The 16,475-nt window shown below is 36.4% G+C and carries 6 protein-coding genes and 1 tRNA gene; all 7 read left to right on the forward strand.

From position 1 onward, the window contains the following. Positions 1–94: 94 nt before the first annotated feature. Complete coding sequence (locus tag V7S79_RS10670) at positions 95–2,536, forward strand: penicillin acylase family protein (RefSeq protein WP_459490578.1); 2,442 nt, start codon at positions 95–97, stop codon at positions 2,534–2,536. Between the two features lie 4 nt (positions 2,537–2,540). Further along, positions 2,541–2,900 (forward strand): hypothetical protein, encoded by a 360-nt coding sequence (locus V7S79_RS10675; protein WP_459490579.1) that lies wholly within the window; start codon positions 2,541–2,543, stop codon positions 2,898–2,900. A gap of 70 nt (positions 2,901–2,970) precedes the next feature. Then, on the forward strand, positions 2,971–3,555 hold the full coding sequence (locus V7S79_RS10680) for an OmpH/Skp family outer membrane protein (RefSeq protein WP_459490580.1): 585 nt from the start codon (positions 2,971–2,973) through the stop codon (positions 3,553–3,555). 65 nt (positions 3,556–3,620) lie between these two features. Next, positions 3,621–4,079, forward strand: a complete 459-nt coding sequence (smpB, locus tag V7S79_RS10685) for an SsrA-binding protein SmpB (RefSeq protein ID WP_459490581.1) — start codon at positions 3,621–3,623, stop codon at positions 4,077–4,079. Between the two features lie 119 nt (positions 4,080–4,198). Then, positions 4,199–4,272, forward strand: a tRNA-Arg gene (locus tag V7S79_RS10690). Positions 4,273–4,502: 230 nt separating this feature from the next. Next, entirely contained in the window at positions 4,503–5,954 is a 1,452-nt protein-coding gene (locus tag V7S79_RS10695) for a Gfo/Idh/MocA family protein (protein ID WP_459490582.1), read from the forward strand. A gap of 440 nt (positions 5,955–6,394) precedes the next feature. Continuing rightward, on the forward strand, positions 6,395–16,475 hold a 10,081-nt coding region (locus V7S79_RS10700), incomplete at its 3' end, for an NHL domain-containing protein (protein WP_459490583.1).

Genomic DNA, 16,475 nt, shown 5'->3' on the forward strand with positions numbered 1-16,475 from the left:
ATTTGTTGATTAAAGTGTAAATGTGTAAAATTGTCTTTTTAAAGTAAAAAAAAATCTTTGAAATTTTACTTTATTTTAGACTTTTTCATCATTTATGAAACTAATAAAAGTTATTTTCCCCATAATTCTCACGGTAGCGTGGACTTATGCACTCAATTCCAATTTTGGAACTGTCCCAGCCATTGGTAAATTATTTAGTCCATTTCATGGTTTTTGGCAAAATGCTGAGGGGCCTGAATCTTCGGAGCAAAGTGAAGAAACTTTGCAAATTCCAGGTTTGCATCAGCCTGTTCAAGTCTTTTATGATGAAATGGCAATTCCCCATGTTTTTGCAACAGATGATCACGATTTGTTTTTGGCCCAAGGCTATTTAACGGCTAAAGATCGTTTGTGGCAAATGGAATTTCAAACACATTTCGCTGCTGGAAGAATATCGGAAATTGTCGGTGAAAAGGGATTAGCTTCTGATCAATTCCAACGCCGAATGGGTTCAATCTATGGAGCAGAAAAAGCGTTGGCAGGTATGATGGCTGATCCTCAATCAAATTTAGCTTTAGATTCCTATACAGAAGGAGTGAATGCTTACATCAATTCCTTGACGGATAGGACTTTGCCTTTGGAATATAAATTATTGAATTACCAACCGGAGCCTTGGGCACCTATAAAAAGTGCCTTATTTTTGAAAAATATGTCCTTTGTATTGGCGTCTGGTACAGATGATTTAAAAATGACCAATATTTTACGGAAATATGGCAGAGAGGTAGCAGAAAATTTGTTTCCCAATTATCCTTTTGAGGAAAGCCCAATCATTCCTGTTGGTTCTCCCATTGATTTCAAACCAGTCCCAACTCCAGCAGCACCCAAAGATTTTATGGGATTGGGAAGTTTGATGACTACTCCCGAAAAAGATCCTAATATAGGATCAAACAACTGGGCTGTTTCAGGAAATAAAACCATTTCTGGAATGCCAATTTTGGCAAACGATCCCCATTTGACATTGTCTTTGCCTTCTATTTGGTACCAAATGCAATTAGTTGCTCCTGGAGTAAATGTGTATGGATCTACGATGCCTGGTGCACCGAATGTCATTGGTGGATTTAATAAAAAAATCGCTTGGGGAGTTACCAACGTGGGATCTGATGTCATAGATTGGTACCAAATTAAATTCAAGGATGCTTCTAAAAAAGAGTATTGGCACGATGGGCGTTGGAAAAAAACTACGATTCGAATCGAGAAGTTTCAAATTAGAGGCAAAAAAGAAATGGTGGATACGATTTTCTTTACGCACCATGGTCCCGTGGTGTATTTAAGTCATGAAAAACCCTTTAAATCAAATATTCCAGTAGGTCATGCGTTGAAATGGATTGCGCACGAGAAATCGCAAGAACTATCAGCTTTTTATCGATTAAATCGAGCAAAAAATTACAACGATTACAAAGAAGCTTTGACGTATTATGCAGCACCAGCCCAAAATTTTGTGTTTGCGAGTAACGAAGGTGACATCGCTTTGTGGGTCAATGGTCGATTCCCATTGAAATCGAAATTACAAGGTAAATACCTCATGGACGGTACGGATGCAGCAGCAGATTGGCAAGGTTATATTTCTCAAGCGCACAATCCGCATGTATTAAATCCAAGTAGACAATTTGTGAGTTCCGCCAATCAATTTTCTACGGATCCTTCTTATCCTTATTATCTAGGGTGGCAATATGCACCTTCGGAGCGAGGTAGAAGAATCAATGAACGTTTGGAAGTTATGACGAAAGCAACCGTTGATTCTTTGAGAGGACTTCAAAATGATGTGTACAATATTCGTGCAAGAAGAATGTTGCCTTTGCTTTTGGCACAAGTTAAAAATCCTACGGCCAAACAATTGAAAGTTATACAAGAGTTGAAAAATTGGAATTTGCAAAATGCGCCCCATTTGATTGCACCTACCATTTTTGAAAATTGGATATTGACTTTACAATCCGCACTTTGGGATGATGAATTTGATCAAGATGAAAAAGCACCGATGAATAAGCCGAGTGTGGATAGAACGCTTAAATTAATCATTGAAGAGCCGAATGCAGTTTGGTGGGATAATGTGAAAACAAAAAATAGAAAAGAGACTATTTCTGACATCATAACTGCTTCTTTACAAGCCAATATCGATTCCTTAGAAAAGCAACATGGACCTATGAGTCAAGAAGCATGGGCTTGGTACAAACATAAACAAACGGGTGTCCGTCACTTATTACCAGGAATGGATGCTTTGAGTCGATTAAATATACCGATTGGGGGAGGAGGAACGATTGTCAATGCAACTACGATGAAAACAGGTCCATCATGGAGATTGGTCGTTGAATTGTCCAAAATGGGTAGTCCCAAAGGATATGGCGTTTATCCAGGTGGGCAATCTGGAAATCCAGGAAGTGATCATTATGATGATTTGATTGATACCTGGGCAAAGGGGGAATTGAAACCACTTTTGTACATGGAATCAGCCAATCAACGTAGTAATCGTATTCGTAAAAAGATCATATTAGATAAATAGTCAAATGAAAAAACAATTAAATACATCCAATAAATTAGTCTTAATCCTAATAATGATATTAGTAGGAGGATTGGTAGAGAATTATTTTGCTTGGTATTCAATGGGTATATCCTTTGGTATTTTATCCTATATTTTTGCTTTAAAAGGTCAAACAGCATTTTGGTTAGGACTTGTTTCAGGCTTTATTTTATGGGGTTTTTCTGCATTCTGGATCGATTTGCAGCATCCGAGTACACTTCCTGCTCGAATGGCTCAAATTTTTCCATTAGGAGGAAAAGTTGGGTTTATTATGCTTTTAACAGGGATTATTGGGGGGCTAACGGGAGGTATTTGGTCCTATTTAGGAGCAAAATTACGTTTCTAATTCTAATTTTTTTAGGACAACTCATTCATTCCTACTATATTTGCCGCAATTCAATTAAACATTAATATACGTGAAAAATTTACCTTTAATTTGGTGTGCCGTTTTAACCTTAGTGGTTGGATTTTTATTTTTTAAGCAAAATGGAAGTAGTTCAACTGGTTTGGGCGCAAGCACCGCAGATGGAAAAAGAATTGTTTTTGTCAATTCTGACTCATTGTTGAATAATTATCAGTTTTACAAAGACGCACAAAAAGAATTTGAAAACAAAGGATATCGTCTTCAAGTTGATTTAGGTCAACGTGAAAGAACTTTACAAGGAGAGCTTCAAGCGATTCAACAAAGAGCTGGCGCAATGACTCAAGCGGAGTTGCAAGCGGCTGATATGACTTTGAAGAAAAAAGGAGCAGAGTTGCAACAATACAGCCAACAAAAGCAAGCGGAATTAGGTCAAGAGCAAGCGAAGAAAAACGAAGAGCTTTATAACAACATCCGTAATTATATTGCTAAGGTTAATAAGACAAACAAATATGAATTTGTTTTGGGTTATTCAAAAATCGGTGGTGGTATTTTATTTGCTGATGAGTCAGTAGATGTTACCCAAAAAATGATTGAAGGTTTAAATAAGGAATACGCCTCTTCAAAAGGTTCGAAATAATTTTCCAATTTTTTAAAAAGCCACGCAGTTGTAAATGCTGTGTGGCTTTTTTTATTGATTGATTCATGGCAAAAGAGAAAATTCAAAAAAAAGTGGAAATTCAAAATAGGCGAGCCTCTTTTGAATACCAGTTTTTAGAAACTTTCACGGCGGGACTTGTTTTGACAGGTACAGAGATTAAATCGATTCGACAAGGAAAGGCGAATTTAACGGATGCTTATTGTCTATTTTTTCAAGATGAATTATATGTGCGAAATATGCACATCTCTACGTATGAAGAAGGAACGCATTACAATCATGCACCTTTGAAAGATCGTAAATTATTGTTGACAAAAAGAGAACTAAAAAAACTGATTAAGGAATTGAAAAATGTGGGTTTAACCATCATTCCAACCCGCTTATTCATTTCAGACAAAGGTTATGCCAAATTGAATATTGCATTAGCCAAAGGCAAGAAGACATTCGATAAAAGGGAAGATATCAAGGAAAAAGATATCAAACGTGATATAGAACGAAGTTCATAAATAGGGATGTTTCAGTCTTGTAATCTCTGAATTTACTTTCTTTTAAACGATAAACTTTGAAAATATTTTTTTGATTTTAATAAATTTTTGTACCTTTGCAGTCCCGAAAGGGTAAAAATGGTTGCGTAGCTCAATTGGATAGAGCATCTCACTACGGATGAGAAGGTTTGGGGTTCGAATCCCTACGCGATCACACTGAAAGCCTTAGCAATTTGCTAGGGCTTTTTTGTTTGTGGGAAAGAGGAAAGAGAAAAGAGGAGAGAGAAAAGTCTTTTACCTCTAACCTCTAACCTCTAACCTCTAACCTCTAACCTCTAACCTCTTACCTATTACCTATTACCTCATTCTGCATTTTACATTTTTAATTATTAATTTTTTTTCATAGCTTTAAAGATTATTTACCTATTTAATACAATAAAAACTATGAAAAAGAATATTGCATCTAATTCTAGGCGTGATTTTATTAAATCAGCTAGTTTGGCATCTGCAGGTTTTATGATTGTGCCTAGGCATGTTATTGGAGGAAAAGGTTTTACTGCACCCAGTGATAAATTATTGGTAGCAGGAATTGGGGTTGGGGGTAAAGGAAAGTCGGATTTGAAAAAATTCTACGAAAGCGGTAAAGCAGAAATTGCTTACTTATGCGATGTAGATGATCGTCAAGCAAAAGATTCTGTTGCAGCATATCCAAAAGCTAAGTATTACAAAGATTGGCGAGAGATGATGGAAAAAGAATCAAAGAATTTTGATGCGGTATCTGTTTCTACTCCCGATCACAACCATGCTATTCAAGCTATGGCGGCGATGCAATTAGGCAAGCACGTATATGTGCAAAAACCTATGACACACGATATTTATGAAGCAAGAATGTTGACAGCGGCAGCTGAAAAATATAAAGTAGTTACTCAAATGGGTAACCAAGGTTCATCTGGAGATGGAGTACGTCAATTGGTTGAATGGTATGATGCTGGAATCATTGGTGATGTGCATACTGTTCAAATTTGGACGAATCGTCCTATATGGCCACAAGGTATTCCTTGGTCAAAAGAAAAACCAGCTGTTCCACAGGGCTTGGATTGGGATTTGTGGTTAGGAACGGCACCTTACAAAGATTATGTGGATAATTTGATTCCAGGTAGTTGGAGAGGTTGGTGGGATTATGGTACTGGAGCATTGGGCGATTTAGGATGTCACTTAATGGAAGCACCTTTCCGCGTATTGAATTTGAAATATGCAAGCGATGTACAAGCGAGTGTGGGTAGTGTCTTTACTGCTTTTGGTAAAAGAGGCGTATTCCCAGACAGTTGTCCTCCATCTAGTCATGCAACATTAACTTTCCCTAAAACAGATCGTACTCAAGGTCCAGTAACGATGCATTGGATGGATGGTGGTATAAAACCAGAGCGTCCGGAAGAATTAGGTCCAGATGAAATGTTTGGAGATGGTAATTCAGGTATTTTGTTTATTGGAACAAAAGGCAAGATGATGGCCAGTGAATATGCTGCCAATCCAAGATTGTTGCCATTGAGCAGAAATGAAGAAGTAAAAGTAGCTAGAAAATTGGAGCGCGTTCCAGGTAGTGCTGAAGGTCACTATGCGCAATGGGTAGAAGGTGCAATCGCTGGATACGGTAAAAAGCAATTGAGTTCACCGTTTAATTTGGCAGGTCCTTTAACAGAAGCGATTTTGATGGCGAATTTAGCTATCCGAGTAGCAGATATGCCATTCCCTCGTCCAACAGGCAATGGAACACATTATCCAGGTTCTAACACCAAATTATTGTGGGATAACGTGAATATGCGCGTAACCAACTTTGACGCCGCGAATCAATTTGTGAAGCGTCAGTACAGAGAAGGTTGGAATTTGGGCGTGTAGGGAGAGAGAAAAGAGAAAAGAGAAAAGAGAAAAGAGAAAAGAGAAGAGAGGAAAGTGTTGATTTATACATCTCCACTTTTCTCTTTTTTTATGTCCTAATTATACTAATAATTCAAAAATATTACCTCTTACCTCTTACCTCTTACCTCTTACCTCTACTTGATTTTTCTCTTTTTCTTGCAATTTTGCAACTTTTATCTGTGTTATTTTAAGTGTTTTTGCCAAAATTAAGTCGATGAATTAGTAATTTTCATAAAAATTAGACCAATGGAAAATTGATTAAACGGCATTTTAAGGCTATTTAATTTCTTTTTTTTCTTTTTTTCTAAATTTATTGTGAATATTTTATAATTTTGTAGATATCTTACAAAATGGGAATATAAAAAATTAATCACTAATCTAGAAACAATTTTGCTTAACCATTAATAGCCTACATTTCAATGTTCTCCACTAAGAAACACACATCATCAAAAAAATCGCTTTCCTTCATATTTCTTTTATTTGTGATTTTGTTGGGATATGCACAAACGGCATACACTCAAACAGAAAGCATTTATTTGAATTGGGATAATACATCTACGAATTTATCTAAGTGCTTTCAACAAAAGAAATTCAAAGTTTTAGTTCAAAACAGGACAGGAGCTTCTATTAGTAATGCCACAATTTGGCCTACTTTTCCAAGTGGAGTCTCAATTGTTGCTGGTACGATTGTAGATAAAACAGATTCCAATTCAGTTAATTTAAATTTATTAGGCTCACCCTATACTAGTGGAGGAATAAGTTGGGATGGAACAAAATTTACTGTTACTAATCCCATTCCTGATTTAGCGGTTGTTGAAATTACTTTTGATTTGTTTGCCAATTGTAATGCTGCCAATAGCGCCTCTGTCTCCAATACCTATTTATTGAAATCGAACGGAGTTGATCAATTATCAAAGACTAATAATGTTACAGGTGTTCAAACCTACGCTGTTTCAACTGCAAATTATAGTTTATTGAGTCCTGTTTTATCGATCGCCAGTGTGAGTAATTCTGCTCTATCTAATTTAAATGTCGGGAATACCTATGTTCAAGATGTAGCAATTGTGAATGGGGGATTGGGAGAAGTGAAAAATATGGCTGTTACCATCGACCATAATGCAACATCAAGTAATACTTTTACTAATCTTTCTGTCATTGATGAATTAGATAACATTGCAGGTACTGCTACTTTGCAATCCAATGGTAAAATTGTGGATATTGTTTTGACAAATTCATTGCTTCAAAATAAGACAATACGTTTACGGTATACTGTCACTGTAATAAGTTGTAATACTACATCAAGGAATATTTCGGTTACTTATGGATGTCCAGGAAATGTTGTTTGTTCAACGAGTAATGTTGTAACATCTTTAAATTCAATTAGTACGTTAGCTCCAGTATTGAAAATAACTACTACAGAAACTCCTTTTTCGGGTTCATGTGGGCTAATCAGTTCCGTGGGGGCTGTTACGCGGCAAATTAAAACCGTTTATGAAAATAAAGGTACTAGTCCCATAAAGTTGAGTCAAATCATTTTTGGTTTTATGGATTTTGCGGGAGATGCTACTTCTATATCGGGATATACTGAAAATATCGTTGAATCCAGTATTATGTTTACTAATAATGGAGGAACAAGTTTTGCGCCCACAAATATTGCAGTATTTGGTAGGAATAGTTATTCACAAAATATTGGCCATTGTAGTTATAATAAAGCTACTTCCTATATAATGACTTGGGCTGCCGGTTATGTAATCTTACCAGGAGAGAAAATCACCATTGATTATGGTTTAACCCAATGTGATAATTCAGCTGTTACAGATGGTATAGCAACAGGAACTACGCTTGATCTGGGTCAATTTTTTATAGGAAGCAGTTATTATGCTGCTGGAAATATTGGAGCCACCGCTAGGTTTACTAATCAGTGCGGTACATCTATCAATAGTTCCGCAAATGCAGGGGCAATGTATGGATATCATATGTTATCTACCTACATAGGTTCATCTGATAGTCCCCCACAAGTAGTTGGAGCTAGCACATTTCAATTAGAAGCTAATTTTAATATGACAGTTGGAATTGGCAATCCTTTTGGTGGTGCTTCTAACATTTCTAATTTAAGCACAGCCCAAAGAGTATTACAAGCAGAAATTGATGTACCTAATGGGGTAGTTTATAATGCAAATAGTCTGACCGTAAGTTCAGGAACAATTGCAAGTGGGTATCCGCAGTTCACGGGAAATAAATTAATTGTAAGATTTACGGATGGGTTTAGCATATACCCTTTAGTTAGAGCATCTTTTACATCAGATGGAATAGTAGCCTGTGGTAAATTACCGATTACTTATCGAGCAATAGCTATATGGGATAATACTTGTGCTAATCCATTGAAATCCAGTACTATTAGAAGAGACTCTATTGAATTTGTTTGTCCAGTATCTTGCCCAAGTATTGGGCCAATAAGTGCTGAGAATAAACGGATTACATTGGGATTGCCAGACAATAATAATGATGGTTATCCAGATGCAACTGGGGCTTTAAATATGAATAAAATTTATTTGAATTATGTTAAAATGAATGATGTATATCGTTCAACTACTAAATATAAACTTTATACCAACGCAAATTATATTCAAACCGATCATAGATTTACTATGAGTGCGGCACTTTTAGCGAAGAATTCAAATTTAAATTTAACAGCAATTGGTAATCCAACAATTATATTAAGTCGTGGTGGAATTGAAACAACAATTACTGGAACCATCGTAAGGATGTCCCCAACTAAAAATGATTTTATCATTAAATGGGATGATGTTATACCAAGTTCGTGGGGTACGTATCAGATGGATGATGAGATTACGGTAAGTCAAGATTATAAGTTCAACACACAAACAGTTTATAATACTTCTGGTAATGAGGTTTCTTATATTTCCGCAACATTTAATTCAACAACCTATATTGCATCTGCACCTACAATTTCAGATAATAATTGGACTTATACAGGACCATCAAAAACATCCTGTCTTTCGTTAAAATCTGGAATTAGATTTGTATCAAGCCTACGTCCTTGGACCAATTCCTTTTATCAAAACACAAGCTCGATTTGTAATTTTGTTGAATTCCCAACAACTTTAAATTATGATGGCACCACATTTAGTTTTCCCTTTGAATATAGAAATTACGCAGAGTTAGATTATGCGAAGTTTACATTAAAACCTGGATTTACCTATCAAGCTACATACGGATCTTTTTTAGCCATTTATGGGGGGTATACTGCTGCATCCTTGGATGCATTTCGGACCATTAATGGAAATGTAATTACTTATGATTTAAAGGCATTTAGAAATTCATTGACTACTCCATCCAACAATAATTTACGGAATTATCCATTAGAAAATCAAGCAACCTGGATTTCGATCAAAGCTATTCCAAGTTCTCGATGTGATACACAGGCAAATTTGAATATTGATAATGAAATTAAATATCGTAGGATTTTTAATTATTCACCTTCAGATCAGGTTGAGTCTACGGTCAATAGATCTGTTTCTTATGATTTTACCTATGTTTTGGCTAATGGAACAGCAATAACACCCATTTCACAAACTCCCAACTCAGGCGTAGGAAATTATGGTTTCAAATTAACAAATCCAAGCACAACTGGTTCTATCTCCAATTTATGGTTTTATTTAAAACCATTAGGTTCTAATGCGAATTACAGTAATGTAAAAATCGGAGGAATTGCTTCAAGTCCCAATGCCAATGGTTTTTATGTTATTTCAACATTGGCGGCCAATACTTTTGTGGATGTTACTTTTGATATTTCTTTGGCTGGAAATTGTACCTCTGATAATATCAAGGTGTATTATGGAAATGAATGTACAGCATCTTTAATTCCAACTTCCTTTGCTGGAATTTCATGCAGTAAACAATTAGATTTTCAAATCAATCCAGCAGCAGCATCTTTTGATGCGCAGGTTAAGCCTTTAAATGGTGGTGCTCCATATGCTTTTTGTACACCTTTTACTGTGGAATTTGATGTGTCAAGTTCTTCATTAGGAAATATATACGATGTTTTAGCCAAAGTAAATTTGGCAAATGGCTTGGAATATGTGCCTAACAGTGTAAAAGTGAAATATCCAAGTTCTGGGACTTTTACATCAGTAAACTATAATCCAACGATAACGAATTCAGGCAAACAGTTAGATTTCACTATAACTACTTCCACCTTGGGTGAAGCAGGTATTATATCTCAAACTGTTCTTCCGGGTACGGCGAATGTTTCTCAAAATATTGTTACTGTTCAATATCAAGTTCGTACTTTTTGTAGTGCAGATGAAGGAATATCGATTAAACATACTTTTAATGCCAATAAATCTTGCGGGATTGCCCTCCCAAGCATTGTCAAACAATCTAATCCAGTCATTTTCTCGGATGTAGTTAGTTTTAACTATTCGATGGATTTTACTAGAACTAAAAGTGATGTGATTAAAAATTGTACCACCGGTTCTCCTTTTCATATTAGTATGAAAAATGTGGGTCCCTCTTCAACTCCAAGCGATAATGAAATTAGTTTAGTTTTACCCTCAACCGTGCAATTCGGAGCGTATACGGCGGCGGGAAATGTACGTAATGGATCAACCCTGCAGCCCAATGATCAAGATAATGGCGATGGGACTCATACTCTTTCCTGGCCACTTCCATCCAATGTTGCTCAAGGTGATTCAATTGTAATGGATGTCATGCTTAAACCGGTGGAGGGTTTAAGTAACTATCCGACTTTGAATGCATTTTTATTTGTTGGGAAAAACATTTTACTTTCTTGTGATAATGTAATTTGTGATGTGTTTAAATTGAATGGTTTTAAAGCAATCATGCTTGCTTCTGAAGGTGGACCTGATGTTCCTTCAGTATCTATTACTCAACCTACATGCATCGTTTCAACAGGAGGATATACAGTCTCAGCACCAACGGGAACAGGATATACCTTTAGTTTAAATTCGGGAACATATTCAAGTACAAATACAGTGAATAATTTGAATCCAGGAAATTATACTGTGCACGTACAAAATGTGAATCAATGTTTCAATCAAAAAAATATAACGATTCAGCCTCAACCTGATACTGCAGTTGTACCAACATTAACTACTATTCAGCCTACTTGTACAACTAATACAGGTAAGGTAATTGTAACGGAACCCTTAGTTTCTGAAGGGTATGTATTTAGCATAGATGGTGGTGCATATTCAACATCAAGTCAATTTACCGTTAATGCAAATACTGCAGCGCATACTGTCTCGGCTAAAAGAACGACAAGTGTGTGTGCTGAGACGGCAAATTCTGATGTTATTATTTCACAACCTATTACATTGCCTGCTCCTGGTACAATAACTGGGATTAATTCAGTATTGCCAGGAACCAATCAAACTTATTCAATTAATCCTGTTACAAGTGCATCTTCCTATTTATGGACAATACCTGTAAGTTGGACTGCAACTAGCGTTTTAGATAGTACAAGCGTTTCAGTTACCATAGGGACAAATGGAGGAATTGTGAAGGTGGCTTCTATATCTGCAGATGGATGTATATCTACAACCAGTAATTTAACGGTGACTACGGGATGTAGAGCAGGGGAAGTGGCTCCGACTTTTGCTAATACGGTTCAAAATATTAATTGTGGAACTACGTTCGATTTAAGTACTTTGGTAGGAACGAATTTGCCAAGCAATTGTAGTAACTGCGTATTGACTTTCCATTCAGATTCTGTTGCGACAAATTTGAATAAATTATCAGGTACTGCTATTACAGCTGCCAATGTTGGAACCTACAGAGCGGCTTGGTATGATCCAAGCAATGATTGCTACTCGAATTTGACTACCGAGATTGTAGTTAAAAATGTGTTTCCATCAAAACCTATATTTACAAGAACAAATCCAACATGTACGATTGCCACAGGTACCATTGAAATCACCAATCCTATTGGAGTTGATTATACTTATCGTTTAAATGGCGGTAATTATCAAAATTCTCCAACGTTTACAAGTTTAAATCCAGGGACTTATTCAATTACTGTTAAAAATAATTATTCGTGTACTTCAGATAGTTCAGGAATTGTTATTTCAGCACAACCTATAACACCAGCGGAACCGATTGCTCTTCCTGTTCAAATTTATACAGGTAACAAAACAATTGCGTCATTGTCTGCTACCGGTACGTCTTTACAATGGTTTGCCAATTCAACAGGTGGAACAGCATTGGCAAGTAACACAAATTTAGTGGATGAAACGACTTACTATGTGAGTCAAACGGCCGCTAATGGTTGTATAAGTTCTCGTTTGGCAGTAAAAGTTAATCGGATTTCCGATGATTCTCAAACACTTTGTGCAAATTCAACGGTAGCTAATTTGTTGACTTCGCCAAGCGTGGGTTATCAGTCGCTCGTTTATAGTAGTAGTTCAAGTCCAAGCCCATTGAATGAATCAAATATTTTGTCCAGCGGAACATATTACGTAGAGCAATTTTTACCTAAATACATGACTACCTTTATTGGTTCTCTTGATGGAGAAGCGGGTGGTACAAATGGACTAGGTACAGCTGCTACATTGAATAATCCTCGAGGTATAGCTTTTGATGCTAATGGAAATATGTTTGTGGCAGAGGCAGACGGAAATAGAATCCGAAAAGTAACACCGGCTGGATTAGTAACTACTTTTGCTGGAAGTGGGATAGCTGGTTCAGCAAATGGTGTGGGCACTGCTGCTCAATTTAAATTCCCTCAAAGTTTGGCGTTTGATTCTTCTGGAAATTTGTTTGTGACTGATTCTGGAAATAATAAAATTCGTAAAATAACACCAGCTGGAGTTGTAACTACATTTGCAGGTACAGGAATAGCTGGGACAACGAATGGTGCGGGAACGCAAGCGCAATTTTATGGCCCCATAGGTTTAGCATTTAATGGGCTGGGTGAATTGTTTGTTTCAGATGGTTCAAATAATAAAATTCGTAAAATTTCACCCGCTGGAGTAGTTTCGGATTTCGTAGGAGCAGGAGTATCAGGATTTCAAAATGGATCAGGATCTATCGCACAATTTAATCGACCAGCGGGACTTGTTTTTGATACTAATGGTAATTTATTTGTTGCAGATCTATTTAATTCTAGCATACGTAAAATAACACCAAGTGGAATGGTAAGTACATTTGCAGGTAATGGTAATTCAGGAAGTACAAATGGCAATGGCACAAACGCCACTTTTGACTATATGACTGGCTTGGCAATTGATTCTAACAATAATTTGTATACAGGTGGTTTGCATAATTTTATTCGTAAAATCTCTCCAAGTGCTGATGTTACTACTTTTGCAGGGAAATCTTTTGGTTTTTTAGATACTTTGGCTAGTGAAGCTAAATTTATGTTTTCATATCAACTGGCATTTGATAAGGTAGGGAATTTGTATTTTACTGAATCAAACGGAAATAGAATTCGTAAAATTTCTCCTGAATATGTAAGCAACCGTGTTCCTATTAATGTTAATATTGAAACTGTTGATAAACCTACCATCACTGTCGAACAGCCAGTTTGTGGAACGCCTACAGGTAAAATAACCATTTCTGCACCACTTGGAACTCAATATACATATAGTTTAGACAGTGCGCCTTATCAAGCTTCAACCGAATTTAATACTTTGACAGCTTTATCTACCTATTCCATACGTGCAAAAAGTTCAGCATTAGGTTGTCTAAGTGATACCACTCAAGTAACTATATCGAAAGCATTACTGGTACCTTCTAATCCTACTATTTCTAGTTTACGTCCATTGACTTTTTGTACAGGTGATTCTACGGTTTTGGTAAGTAATACAACTATTGGAAATCAATGGTATAAAAATGGTGTAGCTATTTCTGGTGCCAATAATGATACCTTGGTCGTTCATTCAGCTGGAGTGTACAAATCAATGATTTCAAATTTAGACGGATGTATGAGTGACTTTAGTGATTCATTAAAAGTTATTGTTAATTCGGTCCCTAACGTTTCAATTAGCTCTGTATCAAATCCTGGTAATTTAATTACTATTTGTTCAACTAATTCTGATGGTACAACCGGGGAAGTTGTTTTTAATTCAGAAATTAAAATTGGAACATTAGTTCAAGATCCGGATGATTTTAATTTTCAATGGAACAAAAATAATTCGTCCATTTCTTTGGAGACAAATCCCTCACTTTCTACAGATGCGATAGGTACTTATCGATTAAGGGTTTCAAATAAAGTAACAGGTTGTTTTGCATTTTCAGATACGATTAAAGTTCAAAATTTTGCCAATCCTAATGTTGTTTTGTCGAGTACTCAAGTTACTGCCTTGAATTATATCTGTTCCGGGCAAAGTGTGGTAATAAAGGCGATTTCATCTGCCAATGGATTAGAATACCGTTGGAAGGATAATCATGCAAGTTCAAGTACCAGTGGTTTTCTTTCAAATACAGGTGTTATAGGCGTTGCAGATTCACTTATACACAGCCAAAGCTATTTGCACAATGTAACATTGGCAGTAGGAGATAGGCCTTGGGTAACATCATCTAATGCAGGTACTTATGGATTGGCTGAATATTCATTGGAGGTAAAGGATACAAATGGTTGCATCAGTAATCAAGACACATTTCAATTTTATGAAGCTTTACCCGTTAATAAACCTGTAATTTCAGGTGATACATTGGGGTCTTATTGTGCAGACCATACCGTAATTCTTGTTAGTTCGCAATCGTCAGGTAATCAGTGGTTTAAAGATGGATCTGCATTGATAGGTGCAACAAATGATAGCTTAATTGTTACTGCCTCAGGATCCTACCAAGTGAAGGTGACTTCTGATTTAGGATGCGAAAGTGAAATGAGTAATGCAAGAAATGTTACATTAGTAGCATTGCCTTCCAAACCTACTATTTCTGGTGATACACTTGCCAGTTACTGCGAGGGAAATACAGTCGTAATTTCTAGTAGTTCAATAAACGGAAATCAATGGTACAAAAATGGTAATCTAATTTCAGGCGCTACAAACAAGGATTATTCAGTTACAGATTCAGGCATTTATTCACTTAAAGTGACGAATTCAAGTTCTTGTACAAGTGTTTTTAGTGATTCAATTGAAATTACAATTAAACCATTACCTCGAGCAATTATTGAACAAGGTATGGAACTTGCTTTTTCCAATTGTACGAATACTCCCATTAATTTAATGGCTAAGGATCAATTGATTTCTGGGTCCACAAGTTATCAATGGTTTTATAAATCATCACTTTCAGGTACAGATTCTACCTTATCAACTACAGCGCAAACACACAGTGCCACTATAGCGGGCTTTTATTATGTCAATGTAACGACTAACGGTTGTACAAAATCTTCTACTTTAACAAGAATTTATAACCCTCCCGTATTAAACACAACTTCTACTGCGGTTTGTTCGGGAGATACAGTTACAATTAGTGCAGTGAACAGTGGAATTCCTAATTCAGTTTACAAGTGGTTCAGAAATAATTTAGAAATAGTAGGAGAGACCAATGATACTTTAAAAGTATTTCAGCCTGGAACCTATTTTGTTCAAATATCTAGCACCAGTTCTAGTGTTTCTGCGAATTCTTGCCCAGTTTTAATTACAGTGAATCCATTACCTGGTATTTCGATTTCAGGAAATCCGAGTAATTTGAAAGCTTGTTCAGGAAGCTCAGTATTGTTGACTTCTTTGGCTTCAGGTTCGACCAATTACGCATATAGATGGATAAAAGATGGAAGTCTATTAGCTGATACTACCATTAATTATTCCGCAAATGTGAATGGAAATTATCAAGTCGAAGTAACCGATAATAATGGTTGTATTAAAAAGAGTGAAATTTCTACTATTGAAATTTTAGCATTGCCTAATGCTCCTACCGTTAGTGTGCTTTCTCAAACTAATTGTACACAATCGACGGGTTCCATTAAAGTCAATTCACCCACAGGTTCTGGATTTACCTATAGTATGGATGGAGGTAGTTTTCAAACTAACACTACATTCTCCAATGTAGGTGTTGGAGTACACCAAGTAAAAGTGAAAAATTCTGATGGATGTGTTAGTTTGGCTTCAAATGATGTGGAAATCTTATCTAATTCTGGCGCACCTCTTTTACCAACCGCAAGTGTAACAGAACAACCAACATGTTCCTTAGCGACTGGGACCATTGTTGTTTCAGCACCAACAGGAACTGGATTAATGTATAGCATTGATAGCACGAATTATCAGAGTGGATTAACTTTTAGCGGTGTTGTTTCAGGAACATATAAGGTTCGGGTAAAGAATTCTGATGGTTGTGTCAGTACCTCAACGAGTACTTTGACAGTAGTGGCAAATGCGGGTATTCCATCCACACCAGTAGCAAGTGTAACAGTTCAACCGAGTTGTACGGATTCGACTGGCACGATCAAATTTACTGCCCCATTGGGTACTAATTTTAGTTATAGCATTGATTCTACGAATTATCAATCAG

It is taken from the genome of Aquirufa sp. ROCK-SH2 (assembly GCF_054558315.1).

Coding starts and splice junctions, on each gene's coding strand:
- V7S79_RS10670 (WP_459490578.1), top strand. CDS start 95: ATGAAACTAATAAAAGTTATTTTCCCCATAATTCTCACGGTAGCGTGG.
- V7S79_RS10675 (WP_459490579.1), top strand. CDS start 2,541: ATGAAAAAACAATTAAATACATCCAATAAATTAGTCTTAATCCTAATA.
- smpB (WP_459490581.1), top strand. CDS start 3,621: ATGGCAAAAGAGAAAATTCAAAAAAAAGTGGAAATTCAAAATAGGCGA.
- V7S79_RS10695 (WP_459490582.1), top strand. CDS start 4,503: ATGAAAAAGAATATTGCATCTAATTCTAGGCGTGATTTTATTAAATCA.